This is a genomic window from Leclercia adecarboxylata (assembly GCF_006171285.1).
GTDB classification, from domain to species: Bacteria; Pseudomonadota; Gammaproteobacteria; order Enterobacterales; family Enterobacteriaceae; genus Enterobacter; species Enterobacter barmai.
On sequence record NZ_CP040889.1, the window covers coordinates 2,813,958 to 2,833,675 of the forward strand.

Annotated in this window: 16 protein-coding genes; 9 read left to right on the top strand and 7 right to left on the bottom strand. The window is 55.0% G+C overall.

Features of this window, described 5'->3' with window-relative positions; all coding sequences use genetic code 11:
- The first annotated feature begins 10 nt into the window (after window positions 1-10).
- From dapB to FHN83_RS15285, 5 genes are all read left to right on the top strand, one after another.
- Complete coding sequence (gene dapB / locus FHN83_RS15265) at window positions 11-832, top strand: 4-hydroxy-tetrahydrodipicolinate reductase (RefSeq protein WP_139564305.1); 822 nt, start codon at window positions 11-13, stop codon at window positions 830-832.
- Window positions 833-1,286: 454 nt separating this feature from the next.
- Window positions 1,287-2,435, top strand: a complete 1,149-nt coding sequence (gene carA, locus FHN83_RS15270) for a glutamine-hydrolyzing carbamoyl-phosphate synthase small subunit (RefSeq protein WP_139564307.1) — start codon at window positions 1,287-1,289, stop codon at window positions 2,433-2,435.
- An 18-nt stretch (window positions 2,436-2,453) separates the two neighbouring features.
- The gene (carB, locus tag FHN83_RS15275) at window positions 2,454-5,678 is read left to right on the top strand and encodes a carbamoyl-phosphate synthase large subunit (RefSeq protein ID WP_039030416.1); all 3,225 of its coding nucleotides are present in this window, start codon (window positions 2,454-2,456) and stop codon (window positions 5,676-5,678) included.
- Window positions 5,679-5,804: 126 nt separating this feature from the next.
- On the top strand, window positions 5,805-6,293 hold the full coding sequence (locus FHN83_RS15280) for a toxin-antitoxin system YwqK family antitoxin (protein WP_039030415.1): 489 nt from the start codon (window positions 5,805-5,807) through the stop codon (window positions 6,291-6,293).
- A gap of 93 nt (window positions 6,294-6,386) precedes the next feature.
- Window positions 6,387-6,620, top strand: coding sequence for a YgdI/YgdR family lipoprotein (locus tag FHN83_RS15285; protein ID WP_039030414.1), 234 nt, complete (start codon window positions 6,387-6,389; stop codon window positions 6,618-6,620).
- A gap of 52 nt (window positions 6,621-6,672) precedes the next feature.
- On the opposite strand, the gene FHN83_RS15290 is transcribed toward FHN83_RS15285, so the two are convergent.
- A complete protein-coding gene (locus FHN83_RS15290) occupies window positions 6,673-8,679 on the bottom strand; it encodes an autotransporter outer membrane beta-barrel domain-containing protein (protein WP_255296413.1) in 2,007 nt (668 codons plus the stop codon).
- A gap of 316 nt (window positions 8,680-8,995) precedes the next feature.
- Between FHN83_RS15290 and FHN83_RS28610 the strand changes: the two genes are divergently transcribed.
- The 4 genes from FHN83_RS28610 (at window position 8,996) to folA (ending at window position 12,919) form a co-directional block, all read left to right on the top strand.
- On the top strand, window positions 8,996-9,535 hold the full coding sequence (locus FHN83_RS28610) for a hypothetical protein (protein ID WP_231568137.1): 540 nt from the start codon (window positions 8,996-8,998) through the stop codon (window positions 9,533-9,535).
- Window positions 9,536-9,936: 401 nt separating this feature from the next.
- The gene (gene kefF / locus FHN83_RS15295; protein ID WP_039030413.1) at window positions 9,937-10,467 is read left to right on the top strand and encodes a glutathione-regulated potassium-efflux system oxidoreductase KefF; all 531 of its coding nucleotides are present in this window, start codon (window positions 9,937-9,939) and stop codon (window positions 10,465-10,467) included.
- The gene (gene kefC / locus FHN83_RS15300; protein WP_139564311.1) at window positions 10,460-12,325 is read left to right on the top strand and encodes a glutathione-regulated potassium-efflux system protein KefC; all 1,866 of its coding nucleotides are present in this window, start codon (window positions 10,460-10,462) and stop codon (window positions 12,323-12,325) included. Before kefF ends, kefC begins: the two co-directional genes overlap by 8 nt.
- Before the next feature lie 114 nt (window positions 12,326-12,439).
- Window positions 12,440-12,919, top strand: a complete 480-nt coding sequence (gene folA / locus FHN83_RS15305) for a type 3 dihydrofolate reductase (RefSeq protein ID WP_039030411.1) — start codon at window positions 12,440-12,442, stop codon at window positions 12,917-12,919.
- 44 nt (window positions 12,920-12,963) lie between these two features.
- Here folA and apaH read toward each other — a convergent pair whose 3' ends face one another.
- Genes apaH through lptD form a run of 6 tightly spaced genes read right to left on the bottom strand, consistent with a single transcriptional unit; the run spans window position 12,964 to window position 19,688 of the window.
- Window positions 12,964-13,812, bottom strand: a complete 849-nt coding sequence (gene apaH, locus FHN83_RS15310) for a bis(5'-nucleosyl)-tetraphosphatase (symmetrical) ApaH (RefSeq protein WP_039030410.1) — start codon at window positions 13,810-13,812, stop codon at window positions 12,964-12,966.
- 2 nt (window positions 13,813-13,814) lie between these two features.
- Window positions 13,815-14,192 carry a Co2+/Mg2+ efflux protein ApaG gene (gene apaG, locus FHN83_RS15315; protein ID WP_039030409.1) on the bottom strand — a complete coding sequence of 126 codons (378 nt, stop codon included), beginning with the start codon at window positions 14,190-14,192 and terminating at the stop codon, window positions 13,815-13,817.
- A gap of 3 nt (window positions 14,193-14,195) precedes the next feature.
- Window positions 14,196-15,017: a 16S rRNA (adenine(1518)-N(6)/adenine(1519)-N(6))-dimethyltransferase RsmA gene (gene rsmA, locus FHN83_RS15320; protein ID WP_039030408.1), complete on the bottom strand. Its 822-nt coding sequence runs from the start codon at window positions 15,015-15,017 to the stop codon at window positions 14,196-14,198.
- Window positions 15,014-16,000 (bottom strand): 4-hydroxythreonine-4-phosphate dehydrogenase PdxA, encoded by a 987-nt coding sequence (gene pdxA / locus FHN83_RS15325; protein ID WP_139564313.1) that lies wholly within the window; start codon window positions 15,998-16,000, stop codon window positions 15,014-15,016. The genes rsmA and pdxA overlap by 4 nt, the downstream gene beginning before the upstream one ends.
- On the bottom strand, window positions 16,000-17,286 hold the full coding sequence (gene surA / locus FHN83_RS15330; RefSeq protein WP_139564315.1) for a peptidylprolyl isomerase SurA: 1,287 nt from the start codon (window positions 17,284-17,286) through the stop codon (window positions 16,000-16,002). The genes pdxA and surA overlap by 1 nt, the downstream gene beginning before the upstream one ends.
- Window positions 17,287-17,339: 53 nt before the next feature.
- Window positions 17,340-19,688, bottom strand: a complete 2,349-nt coding sequence (gene lptD, locus FHN83_RS15335) for an LPS assembly protein LptD (protein ID WP_139564316.1) — start codon at window positions 19,686-19,688, stop codon at window positions 17,340-17,342.
- Window positions 19,689-19,718 lie beyond the last annotated feature (30 nt).

The window sequence follows — 19,718 nt, forward strand, 5'->3', positions numbered from 1 at the left end:
GAGAATAACTATGCATGATGCACAGATCCGTGTCGCCATTGCCGGCGCGGGTGGTCGTATGGGCCGCCAGTTAATTCAGGCGACATTGCAGATGGATGGCGTCACGCTTGGCGCGGCGCTGGAGCGTGAAGGCTCCTCGCTGTTGGGTGCCGATGCTGGCGAACTGGCGGGCGCAGGCAAGTCAGGCGTCACCGTACAGAGCAGCCTTGAGGCGGTTAAAGACGACTTCGATGTCTTCATCGACTTCACTCGCCCGGAAGGCACGCTGCACCACCTGGCGTTTTGTCGTCAGCACGGCAAAGGCATGGTTATTGGTACTACCGGTTTCGATGATGCCGGTAAGCAGGCCATTCAGGATGCGGCAAAAGCGATCCCTGTCGTGTTTGCAGCCAACTTCAGTGTGGGCGTGAACGTGATGCTCAAGCTGCTGGAGAAAGCGGCGAAGGTAATGGGGGATTACACCGACATCGAGATCGTTGAAGCTCACCACCGCTATAAAGTGGATGCGCCGTCCGGCACCGCGCTGGCGATGGGCGAGGCGATTGCCCAGGCGATGGATAAAGATCTGAAAGAGTGTGCCGTCTATACCCGCGAAGGGCATACCGGTGAACGCGTTCCTGGCACCATTGGTTTTGCCACCGTGCGTGCCGGCGACATTGTTGGTGAACATACCGCCATGTTTGCCGACATCGGTGAGCGCGTTGAAATTACCCATAAGGCATCCAGTCGCATGACTTTTGCAAATGGGGCTGTTCGTTCTGCAATGTGGTTGAAAGGCAAAAAAGATGGTCTTTATGACATGCGAGATGTGCTCGATCTCAACAATTTATAATCATAGTTACCCTTCGTGATGTGGTTATTGCAGTCTTAATTACTTGATTGCAGAGGGCAATAAATTATTGCCCTTTAATTTTACAAGTTTGAGGTTTTTTTTATTCTAAACGCGATAAAAAATAACTTATACCATGATTTTTTGTTTCAATATTGTGAATTTTGACCAAGTGGTCCACTTTTTCAGGCCGGGTCAGATGTTTTAACAACAAACTCGTCTCGCAAGCGTTTTCCTGAGTGATTTAGTTGATCTTTTTAGCCATTAATAATCCTCCGCCCGGTCAGTGACACGAAAACCACAAACAAAACCCACTTTTTAAGTTGACTTCTCCCGGGTAAATCTCCAGAATGCCGCCGTTTGCCGAAAATCCACTGGCAGCAGATTTGCATTGATTCAGACTGTGGTTATGAATTAATATGCAAATAAAGTGAGTGAATATTCTCTGGAGGGTGTTTTGATTAAGTCAGCGCTATTGGTTCTGGAAGACGGAACCCAGTTTATCGGTCGGGCCATTGGGGCAACAGGTTCGGCGGTTGGGGAAGTCGTTTTCAATACTTCAATGACCGGTTATCAAGAAATCCTCACTGATCCTTCCTATTCCCGCCAAATCGTCACTTTAACTTATCCCCATATCGGTAATGTCGGCTCTAACGCCGCTGATGAAGAGTCCTCCCAGGTACATGCACAAGGTCTGATCATTCGTGACCTGCCGCTGATTGCCAGCAACTACCGCAATACTGAAGACCTCTCTTCCTACCTGAAGCGCCATAACATCGTGGCGATTGCCGATATCGATACCCGTAAACTGACGCGTCTGCTGCGTGAAAAAGGTGCCCAGAACGGCTGCATCATCGCTGGCGACAACCTGGACGCGGCCCTGGCGCAAGAAAAAGCCAAAGCCTTCCCGGGTCTGAACGGCATGGATCTGGCAAAAGAAGTGACCACAGCTGAATCCTACAGCTGGACGCAGGGTAGCTGGACGCTGGCAGACGAACTGCCGGAAGCGAAAAAAGAAGACGAGCTGCCGTTCCACGTGGTGGCCTACGACTACGGCGCCAAGCGCAACATCCTGCGTATGCTGGTTGACCGCGGCTGCCGCCTGACCGTTGTGCCGGCTAAAACCCCGGCAGATGAAGTGCTGAAGATGAATCCGGACGGGATCTTCCTCTCTAACGGCCCGGGCGACCCGGCACCGTGCGACTATGCTATCGACGCGATCAAGACCTTCCTTGAAACCGACATTCCGGTGTTCGGCATCTGTCTCGGCCATCAGCTGCTGGCGCTGGCGAGCGGTGCGAAAACCGTGAAGATGAAGTTCGGTCACCACGGTGGTAACCACCCGGTGAAAGATATCGACAACAACACGGTGATGATTACCGCGCAGAACCACGGTTTTGCCGTCGATGAAGCCTCCATGCCTGCCAACCTGCGCGTTACGCACAAGTCGCTGTTCGATGGCACCCTGCAGGGCATCCATCGTACCGACAAACCGGCGTTCAGCTTCCAGGGTCACCCGGAGGCAAGCCCAGGCCCGCACGATGCCGCGCCGCTGTTCGATCACTTCATCGAACTTATCGAGCAATACCGTAAGACCGCTAAATAATCAGGAGCCGAGAAGACAATGCCAAAACGTACAGACATAAAAAGCATCCTGATCCTTGGCGCTGGCCCGATTGTTATCGGCCAGGCCTGTGAATTCGACTACTCTGGCGCACAGGCGTGTAAAGCGCTGCGCGAAGAGGGCTACCGCGTTATCCTGGTGAACTCCAACCCGGCCACCATCATGACCGACCCGGAAATGGCTGATGCCACCTACATCGAGCCAATTCACTGGGAAGTCGTGCGCAAAATCATCGAAAAAGAGCGTCCGGATGCGGTGCTGCCGACCATGGGCGGCCAGACGGCGCTGAACTGCGCGCTGGAGCTGGAGCGTCAGGGCGTGCTGGCCGAGTTCGGCGTGACCATGATTGGCGCCACTGCCGATGCGATTGATAAAGCAGAAGACCGCCGCCGTTTCGACGTGGCGATGAAAAAAATCGGCCTCGACACAGCGCGCTCCGGTATCGCACACAATATGGAAGAAGCGCTGGCGGTTGCCGCTGACGTGGGTTATCCGTGCATCATCCGTCCTAGCTTCACCATGGGCGGCACCGGCGGCGGTATCGCGTACAACCGTGAAGAGTTCGAAGAGATTTGCGCCCGTGGTCTGGACCTCTCTCCAACCAACGAACTGCTGATTGACGAATCGCTGATCGGCTGGAAAGAGTACGAGATGGAAGTGGTGCGTGATAAAAACGACAACTGCATCATCGTCTGCTCCATCGAAAACTTCGACGCCATGGGGATTCACACCGGTGATTCCATCACCGTGGCACCGGCCCAGACCCTGACCGACAAAGAGTACCAAATCATGCGTAACGCCTCGATGGCGGTACTGCGTGAGATTGGCGTCGAAACCGGCGGCTCTAACGTTCAGTTCTCGGTTAACCCGAAAAACGGTCGTCTGATTGTTATCGAAATGAACCCGCGCGTATCTCGCTCTTCTGCGCTGGCATCGAAAGCCACCGGCTTCCCGATTGCGAAAGTCGCGGCGAAGCTGGCGGTAGGTTACACCCTCGACGAACTGATGAATGACATCACCGGCGGACGTACTCCGGCATCCTTTGAGCCGTCCATCGACTACGTTGTGACAAAAATTCCTCGCTTCAACTTCGAGAAGTTTGCCGGCGCCAACGACCGTCTGACTACCCAGATGAAATCTGTTGGGGAAGTGATGGCGATTGGCCGTACCCAGCAGGAATCTCTGCAGAAAGCGCTGCGCGGCCTGGAAGTGGGCGCCACCGGTTTCGACCCGAAAGTGAGCCTGGACGACCCGGAAGCGCTGACCAAAATCCGCCGCGAGCTGAAAGACGCGGGCGCCGAGCGTATCTGGTACATCGCCGATGCTTTCCGCGCTGGCCTGTCCGTCGATGGCGTCTTCAACCTGACCAACATCGACCGTTGGTTCCTGGTGCAGATTGAAGAGCTGGTGCGTCTGGAAGAGAAAGTCGCTGAGATTGGCATCAACGGCCTCGACGCTGACTTCCTGCGCATGCTGAAGCGTAAGGGCTTCGCCGATGCGCGTCTGGCAAAACTGGCGGGCGTGCGCGAAGCGGAGATCCGCAAGCTGCGTGACCAGTATGACCTGCACCCGGTCTACAAGCGCGTGGATACCTGTGCGGCAGAATTTGCGACCGACACCGCGTACATGTACTCCACCTATGAAGACGAGTGCGAAGCGAACCCGTCCGTTGACCGCGACAAAATCATGGTGCTGGGCGGCGGTCCAAACCGTATCGGCCAGGGCATCGAGTTCGACTACTGCTGCGTACACGCCTCACTGGCGCTGCGCGAAGACGGTTACGAGACCATCATGGTCAACTGTAACCCGGAAACCGTCTCAACCGACTACGACACTTCCGACCGTCTCTACTTTGAGCCGGTAACTCTGGAAGACGTGCTGGAAATCGTGCGCATCGAGAAGCCAAAAGGCGTTATCGTGCAGTACGGCGGCCAGACGCCGTTGAAGCTGGCGCGCGCGCTGGAAGCGGCAGGCGTACCGGTCATCGGTACCAGCCCGGATGCGATTGACCGTGCGGAAGACCGCGAGCGTTTCCAGCATGCCGTTGACCGTCTGAAGCTGAAACAGCCGGCTAACGCCACCGTCACCGCCATTGAGCAGGCGGTTGAGAAGGCCAAAGAGATCACCTACCCGCTGGTGGTGCGTCCTTCCTACGTGCTGGGCGGCCGTGCGATGGAAATCGTCTACGACGAAGCCGACCTGCGCCGTTACTTCCAGACTGCGGTCAGCGTCTCTAACGACGCACCGGTACTGCTGGACCGCTTCCTGGATGACGCAGTCGAAGTGGACGTTGATGCTATCTGCGACGGCGAAATGGTGCTGATTGGCGGCATCATGGAGCACATCGAGCAGGCGGGCGTTCACTCCGGCGACTCCGCCTGTTCTCTGCCAGCCTATACGCTGAGCAAAGAGATTCAGGACGTGATGCGCGACCAGGTGAAGAAGCTGGCCTTCGAGCTGCAGGTTCGCGGTCTGATGAACGTGCAGTTTGCGGTGAAAGACAACGAAGTCTACCTGATTGAAGTCAACCCGCGTGCGGCGCGTACCGTACCGTTCGTCTCCAAAGCAACCGGCATCCCGCTGGCGAAAGTGGCGGCGCGCGTGATGGCTGGCCAGACGCTGGCACAGCAGGGCGTGACCAAAGAGATTATCCCGCCGTACTACTCGGTGAAAGAAGTGGTGCTGCCGTTCAACAAATTCCCGGGCGTTGACCCGCTGTTAGGGCCAGAAATGCGCTCTACCGGTGAAGTCATGGGCGTGGGCCGCACCTTCGCAGAAGCGTTCGCCAAGGCGCAGCTGGGCAGTAACTCCACCATGAAGAAACAGGGCCGTGCGCTGCTGTCCGTGCGTGAAGGAGATAAAGAGCGTGTGGTCGACCTGGCGGCGAAACTGCTGAAACAGGGCTTCGAACTGGACGCCACCCACGGTACCGCGATTGTGCTGGGTGAAGCCGGTATCAACCCGCGTCTGGTGAACAAGGTGCATGAAGGTCGTCCGCACATTCAGGACCGTATCAAGAATGGCGAATACACCTACATCATCAACACCACCGAAGGACGTCAGGCGATTGAAGACTCCAAGCTGATTCGCCGCAGTGCGCTGCAGTACAAAGTGCACTACGACACCACCCTGAACGGCGGTTTTGCAACAGCGATGGCGCTGAACGCGGATGCCACCGAGAAGGTGATTTCGGTGCAGGAGATGCACGCCCAGATCGCGAAGTAATCGCTTCAGATTGTTCTCAAAACCCGCTTAGGCGGGTTTTTTTATGCCTTTCCGACCAATTTTGGCGGTTGTGCCGCCTCTTTATACAGCGCACTTTACGGTGATACCTGATAAAAGGAGTTCACAGTGAAACAGGCCCTTACGTTAATCCCTCTGGTCGTACTGCTTGCTGGCTGCGCTGATTTTGCCTCGTCGGTGACCAATACTATCGATGGAATGGGAATGACCCCCGACTATGCAAAAGGCTTAAAGGACGATCTGGAACCGCAGAAAAAATTAGCCACGCCGGTGGTGAAGGTGGCGGATACCGTGCCTGAGGGCAAGCTCGTCGAGAAATATGACAATGGTAATAAGAAGTTTGAGACGGTGATTAAAAACCGCTGCTTTAACGACTATATCGACGTCTATTACCCGAACGGCGTGCTGCGAAGCCACACGCCGCTGGTGAACTGCCAGGCGGAAGGGCTGTCGCAGGGGTATACCCAGCAAGGAAAATTGCGTTCGACGATCACCTTTAAGCAGAGCGTGGCCAATGGCGAGGCGAAAACCTATGACGCAAGCGGCAAAGTGGTGCAGACGGTGATCTATAAAGATGGCTTCCCGCAGAAGAGCTAACCTTCGGAGTGTTCTGCATTTATCTCTGAGCAAGGTGTATTCCGCTAAAGTTTAGTACGCATGATAAAAATGACGACTAACAGGGAGCATATGATGCAAAACAAAATTCTGCTGGCTTCGATCTTCGCGGCTGCGACGCTGTTCACCGTAGCCGGTTGTTCATCTAACCAAGCGGTGAAAACCACCGATGGCAAAACTATCGTCACCGACGGTAAACCGCAGGTGGATGATGATACCGGTCTGGTCTCCTATGAAAATGCGGAAACCGGGCAGACCGAGCAGATCAACCGCGATCAGGTTAAATCCATGGGTGAACTGGATAACTGATAAAAAAAATGCAGTGGCCTGGGCCACTGCATCGGTCATTGCGGAAAAGGCCTTACCAGCGGTGATTTAACAGGATATGGCCGCCGTAGGCGTCATAGCTGTTTTCGCCCCATTCGCCGCTGGCGCGCAGGGAGATCAGCGTGGTTTCGTTCAGCTTGCCGGTTACGCCCAGCTCCAGCTGGCCGCGGTCGTCCGGGGTGTCGTTGCTGAACGCTTCGCCGTTAAAGGCCAGGTCATTCTGTCCGGCTCCTTTCAGCCAGTTCACCGCCACATACGGCTGCCACGCCTGTACGTCTTTCTGGTTAAAGTAGCTGGATTTCACACCCAGGCGACCCAGTATGCTGTCGTTATCGAGGGTGGTGATACGTACGCCGTCGGCATCAGTATGATCGTCCTGATCAAGATAGCTGTAGACCGCCTGGATCTGCGGCTCGATTTTCCAGGTTCTCTCGTTTTCTGAATCCACAATCCACGCATGGCCTGCTTCCAGCGACACGGCAAAGCCGCTGCTGTTGTAGGATTCATTGTCACGTCCGTCGCTTCTCAGCTTGTTGTGATACCAGCCGTAAGAGGCCCAGCTGTCGATATAGCTGCCTTTACGCAGCTGCTGATCTTCCTGCCATGTCGCGTATACCCCGAAGTTCACACCATCGACCTTGCCGTGCGCGGAACGCTTGCTGCCCACCGAGGTGGAGTCGGTTTTGGCCTGGCCTGCACCAAACATCATCCCGCCATGCAGTACGCCGGTATCCAGCTGTTTGCTGATGAAATCGCTGCCGACCTGCATGACGTACTGGGTGGTGTCGTAGTTTACTTTCCCGCCCGCCACGTCGTTGTCATGATAACGGCCTTTGACATACATCCAGGTGTTCAGATCGTCGGCGTCGCGGAGGGTGAGCTGATCGCGATCGTCACGCTTATGCAGGAACATGCCCTGGGCGGCCAGATAGTTGCCGAGATAGGCGCCGACTTCAGGAGCCATCACCTCAGGATTGGCCTGCTTTTTGTCATCGTTATTACCGTTACCGCCACCATTGTTGTCACCGTTTCCGCCGTTGTTGTTATCTCCGCCGTTGTTGTTATCTCCGTCGTTGTCGGTGCTGCTGCCGTCATCATCGTCGCCGTTGTTCTGACCATCATCTGAAGGTGGCGTTTTCGATTCCAGGTACCAGTTGCCATCGCTCTTCTGATTCAGGTTGTATTCCCAGGCGCCCACCACGGCAGGTTTCGCCAGGGTAAAGGCCGCATCAGAGTTTCCGCCGACGTTGATAATTTCTATCCCGTTGACCGTCTGCGCCCCGAGGCCGCCAATATTGTTGAGTTTGATGCCTGACTGACCCGCGCTGTTGCCGGTGATGGTCAGATGATCGGTCCGGGAACTGTCATCGCCCAGGATGCTGTTCATGACGATCTTGCTGCCGCTCTGGCCGGTATAGTCGCCGTTGACGGTGAATTTATTGCCGACGTGGTCGTTGAGGCCGCTGATTTGCAGCGTGCCGCTGTTGTTGACGTTGCCGTTGATGGTGTTGGCCGTTGTGGAAAGGGTGTCGTTATTGCCGGATACCGCATTCCACGAGGCCAGCACGCCGCCGCTCAGGATATCAACGTTGTTGTTAACAGCCCCTGCGCTGGCGAAGGTGGCGCCATCCGCTACCGTCACGGTCGCGGTGTTGCCTGCGCTGCCAAGCGTTGCGCCTTCCGCAACCAGCGTCGTGCCGCTGTTCAGAAGCGTATTGCCCGCATAGCTGTTATTGCCGGACAGTATTAACGTATGGGCATCCATTTTTTGCACGTTGCCGCTACCGGTAATGTCCGTCGCGAAAGTGGAGTCGGAGCCCTGATTAAAGATCAACGTGCCGTTATTGCTCACTGTGCCGGTCAATGAACCGGTATTCGTGCCGTCACCCAACTGTAGAGCTGCATCGTTGGCGATCAGGGTGTTTCCGGCGCTGTTTTTCACATCGCCTGCCAGCGTCAATTTACCGGTGTTGACCTTAATCGAGTTGTTGGAGCCGATCACATCGACATTGCCGGTCAACGTCCAATCGTTACCGCTCATAGTCAGGGAAGCGAAGCCGTCACCCGCATTCATGCCACGGAAGTTACTGTCTTCTGAGCCCGTGCCTCGTAATGTTAAAGTGTTGGTTCTGGAGTTCGTCGAGATGACATCGCCATTAAGTATGGAACCAGTATCCAATGTTAGCGTGTTAGTTTGGTTACTTGCAAAGGTGATTGCGCTGTCTGAACCACTTATCATCCCGCTATTACCGAGCTGAAGTCTGTGAGCGTCGGACACGATAACACCATTCAGCCCACCATCAATCACTCCGGCAGTACTATTATTAAGATTACTTTTTCCAGCAGTAGTTAGCTCTATGCCATTACCGCCGTTGCTTTTTAAAAGGCCCTCATTATTGATTATGACGCTAGCTTCTGCGAAGAGCGCTGTTTTACCTTCGAGAGTGCCGGTATTAGCGACGTTGACGTTGCTTGAGTCTTCCAGAATCTTAATGCCGAACTCAGCACCACTAATCTTGCCTGCGTTATTTATTTCCCCGCCCATATTGGCAACGGTAATTCCGTTGGCACCAGTAGAGTTAATGAGTGCATTTTCCTGGTTTGTTACGACAATTTGCTGGGATCCTGTAGAGATGAGCATCCCATCACCCTTGCCAGTAATCTGCCCGCCATTCGTGACGCTGACGATGATGCCATCCGTAATAGTGACTGAGGGCAAAATGGAATCAGGGGTAATGTTGATCCCTTCCGGGATGATGTATGAGGTATCCGATGAAAAGACCTGTACTGCGTCCGTAGAACCGCTAATTGTAGTTTCTGCGAATCCCATTAGTGGAGTGAATGCAATTAACGCTGATAAGGCCGGAAAAAGACTTTTAAGAAATGTTGTCGTCTGATTTAATTGCGGTGTTCTTGTTTTCATTGCCACATCCATTTTGTGATTATAAAAATGTCTATTTAGATAACAACCTTTTAACTATCTGTTTTTTAAGACTTAAATGGCAGCTTAAAAGCAAAATTATTGGTTCTTAACTATTTCTTGTATAGCTATTCATTTTAAATTTTTGATTAATTTTAATTTAATTATTCCATTGCTTTTATTATTTCTGATTAATTGGTTTGAATAATAAATATTATATTTTCTTGATATATTTTTAATGGAAATGATTATTCTGACCAGAAAGTGATTTATCAATCTTTGCGGTTAACCCCGGCAAGGGCACAGAGCCCTTCAAACGCCTCCCTTTCCTGTCTACACTGACTCTTACAACAAGAAAGCAGTTAAACCAGGTTAATCATGATACTCATTGTCTATGCGCATCCTTATCCGCACCATTCCCATGCGAATAAGCGGATGCTTGATCAGGTAAGGACACTTGAAGGGGTGGAAATCCGCTCTCTTTATCAACTCTATCCGGATTTCAATATCGATATCGCCGCCGAACAAGAGGCGATATCCCGTGCCGATCTCATCGTCTGGCAGCATCCGATGCAGTGGTACAGCATACCGCCGCTGCTGAAGCTGTGGATCGATAAGGTGTTCTCTCACGGCTGGGCATACGGCCATAACGGCAGGGCGCTGAAGGGCAAAAGTCTGCTCTGGGCGGTGACGACCGGTGGCGGTGAAAGCCATTTTGATATCGGTTCTTTTCCGGGGTTTGAGGTGCTGGCGCAGCCGCTGCAGGCCACCGCGCTCTACTGTGGGCTGAACTGGCTCCCGCCGTTTGCCATGCACTGCACGTTCGTCTGCGACGACGAAACCCTTCAGGCGCAGGCGCGTCACTATAAACAACGTTTACTCGACTGGCAGGAGGCGCACCATGGATAGCCATACGCTGATTCAGGCGCTGATTTACCTGGGCGCCGCGGCGCTGATTGTGCCCGTTGCCGTGCGCCTTGGGCTTGGCTCGGTGCTGGGCTATCTGATCGCCGGCTGCGTCATTGGCCCGTGGGGGCTACGGTTGGTCACCGATGCCGAGTCGATTCTGCACTTTGCGGAAATCGGCGTAGTGCTGATGCTCTTCGTCATCGGTCTGGAGCTGGATCCGCGTCGCCTGTGGAAGCTGCGCGCCTCGGTATTTGGCGGCGGGGCGTTGCAGATGCTGGCCTGCGGCCTGCTGCTGGGCGGGTTCTGCATCCTGCTGGGCATGGACTGGAAAGTGGCGGAGCTGATCGGCATGACCCTGGCGCTCTCGTCCACGGCCATCGCCATGCAGGCCATGAATGAACGCAACCTGACGGTTTCCCAGATGGGGCGCAGCGCCTTCTCGGTGCTGTTGTTCCAGGATATTGCCGCTATTCCGCTGGTGGCGATGATCCCGCTGCTGGCTACCTCCGGAGCGTCTACGACCCTGGGCGCCTTTGCGCTTTCAGCATTAAAAGTCGCCGGGGCGCTGACCCTGGTGGTACTGCTGGGCCGGTACGTCAGTCGACCATTACTGCGTTTTGTTGCCCGTTCCGGCCTGCGGGAAGTGTTCAGCGCCGTGGCCCTGTTCCTGGTCTTCGGTTTTGGCCTGATGCTGGAAGAGGCCGGGCTCTCTATGGCGATGGGCGCGTTCCTGGCAGGCGTGCTGCTGGCGAGCTCCGAGTATCGCCACGCGCTGGAAAGCGATATTGAGCCCTTCAAGGGCCTGCTGCTGGGGCTGTTCTTCATCGGCGTGGGGATGTCCGTTGACTTCGGGACGCTGGTGACCCATCCGTTGCGCATCGCCATCCTGCTGGTGGGCTTCCTGGTCATTAAAATGGCCATGCTCTGGCTGGTGGCTCGCCCGCTGAAGGTTCCAGCAAAACAGCGTCGCTGGTTTGCGGTGCTGCTGGGCCAGGGGAGTGAGTTTGCGTTTGTGGTCTTTGGCGCAGCGAACATGGCGAACGTGCTCGATCCTGAATGGGCGAAGGCGCTGACGCTGGCGGTCGCACTGTCGATGGCGGTAACACCGCTGCTGCTGGTGGTGTTGACGCGACTGGAGGCCGCCGACAGTGGTCAGCAGCACGAGGCTGATGAAATTGACGAAGAACAGCCGCGGGTGATCATCGCCGGGTTTGGTCGCTTCGGCCAGATTGCAGGCCGTCTGTTGCTCTCCAGCGGCGTGAAGATGGTCATTCTCGATCACGATCCTGACCACGTTGAAACCTTGCGCAAGTTTGATATGAAGGTCTTTTATGGCGATGCCACCCGGGTTGATCTGCTCGAGTCCGCCGGGGCGCAGAAGGCCGAAGTGTTAATCAACGCAATAGACGATCCGAAGAACAGCCTGCAGCTGGCGGAGCTGGCGAAGACGCATTTTCCGCATCTGAGGATCATCTCCCGCGCACGCGATGTTGATCATTACATCCAGCTCCGCCAGATGGGTATCGACGCGCCGGAGCGTGAAACCTTCGAAGGTGCGCTCAAATCCGGTCGGCTGGCGCTGGAAAGCCTCGGTCTCGGGGCTTATGAGGCCCGCGAGCGCGCCGATCTGTTCCGCCGGTTTAATACGGAGATGGTCGAAGAGATGGCGGCGATGGTTGAAAACGATGCTACCTCGCGCGCGGCGGTGGTGAAACGCACCAGCGCCATGCTGACGGAGATCATCAATGAAGACCGAAATCACCTCTCGCTGACCCAGCGCCATGGCTGGCAGGGAACCGAAGAGGGTAAGCATACCGGCGATCCGCAGGATGAGCCGGAGAGTAAACCTGTAGCGTGAAGCGGGGTTGCCAGCAAATATAAAAAATTTCCTGTTCTTTACTCTGCCGCCAGTCGACGAAAGATTAAGCTTTCCGTATAGTGGCGGCAATTTTTTGCATCCGGGAAATAACCAATGATCAGTCTGATTGCGGCGCTTGCGGTAGATCGCGTGATTGGCATGGAAAACGCCATGCCGTGGAATCTGCCTGCCGATCTCGCGTGGTTTAAACGTACAACGTTGAACAAGCCGGTAGTAATGGGTCGCCTGACCTGGGAGTCAATCGGGCGCCCGTTGCCGGGCCGTAAAAACATCGTAATAAGCAGCCAGCCCGGCACCGATGAGCGGGTTGAGTGGGTTAAATCCATTGACGAAGCCATTGCTGCCTGCGGCGATGCTGAAGAGATAATGGTGATTGGCGGGGGGCGCGTGTATGAGCAGTTCCTGCCGAAAGCGCAGAAGTTATATCTGACCCATATTGATGCTGAAGTGGAAGGGGATACCCATTTCCCGGACTACGATCCTGACGAGTGGGAATCGGTATTCAGCGAATTCCACGACGCTGACGCGCAAAATTCGCATAGCTACTGCTTCGAGATCCTTGAACGCCGCTAATGTGTTAACTGCACCTTTCCCGCCGGGAGAGGTGCAGCTCTCTTCTACGACGCTACTGCTTCATTCTCACCTGAATCCTGGTGCCGGTTCGAAGGCTGCATAAAGTAGGCTTTATCTTCCCAGCGCAGACAGGTGAGTTCTCCGCCCCAGCAGCAACCCGTATCCAGCCCATAAATACCTTCAGGCGTGCCTCTCCCTTCCAGCGATGCCCAGTGTCCGAAGATCACGCTGTACTGGTCCGTCACCGGCCCGGGGATAGCAAACCACGGCTTGAGCGGGGTCGGCGCGTTTTCCGGCACATCCTTGCAGTACATATCCAGCTGACCGTTCGGGAAACAGTAGCGCATGCGGGTGAAGGCGTTCGTGATAAAACGCAGGCGCGCAACGCCGCTCAGCTCCGCGCTCCAGTTGTTGGGCATGTCGCCATACATCGCATCGAGGAAGAACGGGTATGAGTCGCTGGAGAGCACCGCTTCGACGTCACGGGCGCACTCTTTTGCGGTTTGCAAATCCCACTGGGGGGTAATGCCCGCGTGGGCCATCACCAGCTTTTTCTCTTCGTCGATCTGTAGCAACGGCTGGCGACGCAGCCAGTTAATCAGCTCATCGGCGTCAGGCGCATCCAGCAGCGGGGTGATCCTGTCTTTCGGTTTATTACGGCTGATCCCGGCATAAACGGCCAGCAGATGCAGGTCGTGGTTGCCAAGGACGATCCGTACGCTGTCGCCCAGAGATTTAACATAGCGCAGGACGTCCAGCGAGGCAGGGCCGCGGGCAACGAGATCGCCCGTAAGCCACAGCGTGTCTGTACCCGGGGTAAAATCCACCTGCTTTAACAATGCGATCAGTTCATCGTAGCAACCGTGAACGTCGCCAATGAGATATGTAGACATGTTTAGTGAATGAGTGTTGGTACAGCCAGACGGAAAACAGGAATGGCAATGCGGAATGCATTACCCTCGGCATCGACCATTTCATAATGGCCTTGCATGGTACCCAGCGGCGTTTCGATTACCGCGCCGCTGGTGTACTGATACTCTTCGCCGGGCGCAATGTGCGGCTGTTCACCCACCACACCTTCGCCCTGCACTTCAATTTCACGGCCGTTGCCGTTGGTGATAAGCCAGTAACGCCCCAGCAGCTGCACAGGGGTTCGCCCGAGATTGCGAATGGTCACGGTGTAAGCAAAAACAAAACGTTCTTCATCCGGCGTGGATTGAGACTCGATATAAAGGCTTTGCACCTGAACACATACGCGGGGCGAATTAATCATGGCTTAGCTCTCCTTCGGCGGCGCATTTTCGCTGATGTAATTAGCCAGCTTGCAGTACTGTTCTACGGAAATGTTCTCCGCACGCATTGCCGGGTCGATACCCAGCCCGGCTAACACTTCAACGGTAAACAGATTGCCAAGGCTGTTACGAATCGTTTTACGACGCTGGTTAAAGGCTTCGGTGGTGATGCGGCTCAGCACGCGCAGCTCTTTGACCGGATACGGCTTCGTTTTATGCGGCACCAGGCGCACCACCGCAGAGTCAACTTTCGGCGGCGGCGTAAACGCTGACGGCGGCACTTCGAGTACCGGGATCACGTTACAGAAATACTGTGCCATCACGCTTAAACGACCATACGCTTTACTGTTCGGCCCTGCAACCAGTCGATTAACGACCTCTTTTTGCAACATGAAGTGCATGTCCGCAATGGCATCAGTATAGCTAAACAGGTGGAACATCAGCGGCGTGGAGATGTTATACGGCAGGTTGCCGAAAACGCGCAGCGGCTGACCCATTTTCTCCGCCAGTTCGCCGAAGTTCATGGTCATGGCATCCTGCTGATAAATCGTCAGCTTTGGCCCAAGGAACGGGTGCGTCTGCAGGCGGGCTGCCAGATCTCGGTCCAGTTCGATGACGGTCAGTTCATCGAGGCGCTCACCAACCGGTTCGGTCAGTGCAGCCAGACCCGGCCCGATCTCGACCATCGCCTGGCCTTTTTGTGGATTGATAGCCGAAACAATACTTTCGATCACGAACTGATCGTTGAGGAAGTTTTGCCCGAAACGTTTACGGGCTAAATGGCCCTGGTGGACGCGATTATTCATTGAGTATTAACAATCATTTTGATGGCGAGATTAAGCGCCGTAATAAAACTGCCGACATCTGCTTTTCCCTGGCCTGCTAAATCGAGTGCAGTACCGTGGTCAACAGAAGTTCGAATAAAGGGTAAACCGAGGGTGATATTCACGCCGCGGCCAAAGCCCTGGTATTTTAGCACGGGAAGGCCCTGATCGTGGTACATCGCCAGCACGGCGTCGGCATTATCAAGGTATTTCGGCTGGAAAAGGGTATCTGCAGGCAGCGGCCCGCTGAGATTCATTCCCTGAGCACGCATCTCATCCAGTACCGGAATGATGGTATCGATCTCTTCCATTCCCATATGCCCGCCTTCGCCCGCGTGCGGATTCAGGCCACACACCAGCACGTGCGGGCTGGCAATACCGAATTTGGTGCGTAAATCGTGATGCAGAATGGTGATGACGTCGTGCAGCAGATCCGGCGTAATGGCGTCGGAAACGGCTTTGATCGGCAGGTGCGTGGTGGCCAGAGCAACCCGCAGCTCCTCGGTTGCCAGCATCATCACCACTTTAGGGCTATGCGAACGCTCTTCAAAAAATTCGGTATGACCGGTAAAGGCCACGCCGGCGTCGTTGATCACCCCTTTATGAACGGGGCCGGTGATCAGCGCGGCAAATTCCCCGCTCAGACAGCCATCACAGGCGCGCGCCAGCGTCTCCACCACATAATGGCCATTTTCGGTACTCAGTTGACCTGGGATAACCGGGGCACGAAGCGGAATGGGCAACAGCGTTAAGGTACCCGCTTGCTGGGGGAGGGGGGCGTTTTCAGCCTGATACGGCAGAAGCGTGAGCGGCAGATTAAGCTGCTTCGCCCGCGCTTCGAGCACGCTGGCATCGGCACAGATCACCAGTTCGACCGGCCAGCTGCGCTGGGCAAGCTGGACGACCAGGTCGGGACCAATCCCGGCGGGTTCGCCGGGAGTGATGACAACACGATGTTGTTTCATTAGTTGCTCAGAACTTTGACGTAGGCGCTGGCGCGTTGTTCCTGCATCCAGGTCGCTGCTTCTTCAGAGAACTTACGGTTGAACAGCATGCGGTAGGCGCGATCTTTTTGCGCCGCATCGGTTTTATCCACGTTACGGGTGTCCAGCAGCTCAATCAGGTGCCAGCCGAAGGTGGAGTGAACCGGGTCGCTCAACTGACCTTTGTTCATTTTCATCAGCGCATCGCGGAAGGCCGGATCGTAAATATCCGCTGCCGCCCAGCCCAGATCGCCGCCCTGATTGGCTGAACCTGGATCCTGGGAGAACTCTTTCGCCGCGTTAGCGAAGGAGGTTTTTCCGCTGCGGATGTCGGCGGCAATCTGCTGCAGTTTCGCCCGCGCCTGATCGTCATTCATCAGCGGGGAAGGTTTCAGCAGAATGTGGCGGGCATGCACTTCGGTAACGGAGATGCTCTGGCTCTGGCCGCGCAGATCGTTCACTTTCAGAATGTGGAAGCCAACGCCGGAACGGATTGGACCCACGATATCGCCTTTCTTCGCCGTGCTCAGCGCCTGGGCAAAGATAGAAGGCAGCTCCTGAATACGACCCCAGCCCATCTGGCCGCCTTTCAGCGCCTGCTGGTCAGCCGAATAGGTGATCGCCAGTTTACCGAAATCACCGCCGTTACGCGCCTGATCGACGATAGAGCGAGCCTGGCTTTCCGCCTCGGCTACCTGGTCAGAGGATGGGTTTTCTGACAGCGGGATCAGGATGTGGCTCAGGTTCAGTTCGGTGCTGGCATCGTTCTGATTGCCAACCTGCTTAGCCAGCGCATCCACTTCCTGCGGCAGGATGGTGACGCGACGACGCACTTCGTTATTACGCACTTCTGAAATCAGCATCTCTTTGCGGATCTGATTACGGTAGGTCGAATAGCTGATGCCGTCATAGGCCAGACGGCTGCGCATCTGGTCGGCGGACATGTTGTTCTGCTTCGCAATGTTGGCGATAGCCTGATCGAGCTGCTCATCAGAGATCTTCACACCCATCTTCTGACCCATCTGCAGAACGATCTGATCCATGATCAAACGTTCAAGGATCTGATGACGCAGTGTGGAATCATCCGGAAGTTGCTGACCTGCCTGACCCGCGTTGAGCTTCACAGACTGCATTAAACCATCAACGTCGCTCTCAAGTACCACACCGTTGTTCACAATGGCAGCGACTTTGTCGACAACCTGTGGGGCCGCGAAGCTGGTATTCGCGACCATAGCGATACCGAGCAGCAGCGTTTTCCAGTTCTTCATACTTTTTCCATATCAATTAACCGCAAAGCGGATTACGTGTTAAATCAAGTACATCATAATGAACTACGGTACGGCAGAATCGGTGAGCGCAGCATCTGCTGAGTACCCAGACCATAGTTGGAACTCAGGCCACGCAGCTCGATGTTAAAGCCGATGACGTTATCGTACTCGCTCTGACCTTTGTCAGGATCCCAGCCGTTCAGCTTACGCTCGTAACCGACGCGGATCGCGTAACAGCAGGAGTTATACTGCAGACCCAGCATCTGATCCGCCGACTTACTCTGATTGGTGTCAAAGTAGTACGCGCCGACGATTGACCAGCGATCGGCAATAGGCCAGCTTGCCGTGCCACCCACTTGCGAAATGCCCTCTTTGTACTGTTCGGCCGTCGAGAAGTTAGGTAACGTTGCCTGGATATACTCCGGGCTGGCGTAACGGTAGCTCAGCTGCACCATACGGTCTTCATCACGGCGATACTCAACGGTGGCACTGCTGGTGGCAATGTTATCCAGACGCGTATCGTACTGCAGGCCGCCACGCAGCCCCCAGCGATCCGTCATGCGCCAGTAGGTATCACCCGCCCAGACCAGGGAGCCGGTTTTGTCGTTTTTCTCCCAGTTGATGTTGTCATCGCCAGTACGCGATTCGGTGAAATAGTAGATTTGACCAATGGAAGCATTAAAACGTTCAACCGCAGCATCATCAAATACGCGGGTTGTGACACCGGTGGTCACCTGGTTAGCCGAGGCAATGCGGTCCAGACCACCGTAAGTACGGTCGCGGAACAGGCCGCTATAGTCGGATTGCAGCAGAGAAGAGTCGTAGTTATTGATGTTGCTCTGATCGCGATACGGCACGTACAGGTACTGCGCGCGCGGCTCCAGCGTCTGGGTATAACCTTCGCTCCAGTTCATGTCGCGCTCGAAGATGAGCTTACCGTCCATCTTGAACTGCGGCAGCGTACGGTTTACGGACTCTTCCAGATGGGTACCGTTATTGGCGTTGTACGTCTCCAGATTATCCTGCTGATAGTGGGTCGCCATCAGCTTCACTTCGGTATCCAGGCTCGCCCAGTCGTTTGACACCGGCAGGTTAATGGTCGGCTCAAGGTGAATACGCGTCGCTTCCGGCATATCGGAGTTGGTATTGACGAAATGCACGGCCTGGCCGTAGATGCGGGTATCAAACGGACCGACGTCGTTCTGGTACCAGTTGACGTCCAGCTGCGGTTCCGCACCGTAGGTGCTGGCGTTCTGGCTGCTGAACACCTGGAACTGACGGGTCGATACGGTAGCGTCAAAGTTTTTGACCGCGTAGCCTGCGCTGAAGATCTGCGTGGCGTAGCCGTCGGTACTTGAACCGTATTTCGAGGTGAAATCGTTGAAATAGTAAGGATCGCTGACTTTGGTATAGTTAACGTTGAAGCGCCATACCTGATCCATTACCCCGGCGTGCTGCCAGTAGTACAGCCAGCGGTGTTTATCGCCTTCTGTTGGATGCTCGTCCTGGAAGACCTTATCCGATGGCAGATAGTCCAGCTCCATCAGACCTTCACCCGCTTGCGTCAGATAGCGGAACTCGTTTTCCCACATGATGTTGCCGCGCTTGTGGATATAGTGCGGCGTGATCGTGGCGTCCATGTTGGGCGCGATGTTCCAGTAGTACGGCAGATAGAACTCAAAATAGTTTGAGGTGCTGTACTTGGCGTTGGGGATCAGGAAACCTGAGCGACGTTTATCGCCCACGGGTAACTGCAGATACGGGCTGTAAAAGACCGGTACCGGGCCGAGCTTAAAGCGGGCGTTCCAGATCTCCGCCACTTGCTCTTCGCGGTCGTGGATCACTTCGCTACCGACCACGCTCCAGGTATCTGAGCCTGGCAGACAGGAGGTAAAGGTCCCGTTCTCAAGAATGGTGTAGCGGTTTTCACCGCGCTGTTTCATCAGGTCGGCTTTACCGCGGCCCTGACGGCCTACCATCTGGTAATCACCTTCCCAGACGTTAGTGTCCTTGGTATTCAGGTTTGACCAGGCTTTCGGACCTTTCAGGATGACCTGATTATCGTCATAGTGCACATTACCCAGCGCATCCACCGTTCGTACCGGTTCGGCCGCGCCTTCTGGCTGTTTCTGGTGCAACTGAACTTCATCGGCCTGCAGGCGGCTGTTACCCTGGTTAATATCTACATTCCCGCTAAACACGGCGTCGTCAGGATAGTTCCCTTTCGCGTTGTCAGCGGTGATGGTAACCGGTAGCGTGTTCGTATCACCCTGAACCAGCGGGCGATCATAGCTGGGAATACCCAACATACATTGCGAGGCGAGATCGGCTGCCAGAGCCTGTTGACTATACAGAGCCGTAGCTATCATCGTGGCCAGGAGGGTGGGGATACGTTTTTTCATACGTTTTATTTATTGTTCCGTCATCAGTGG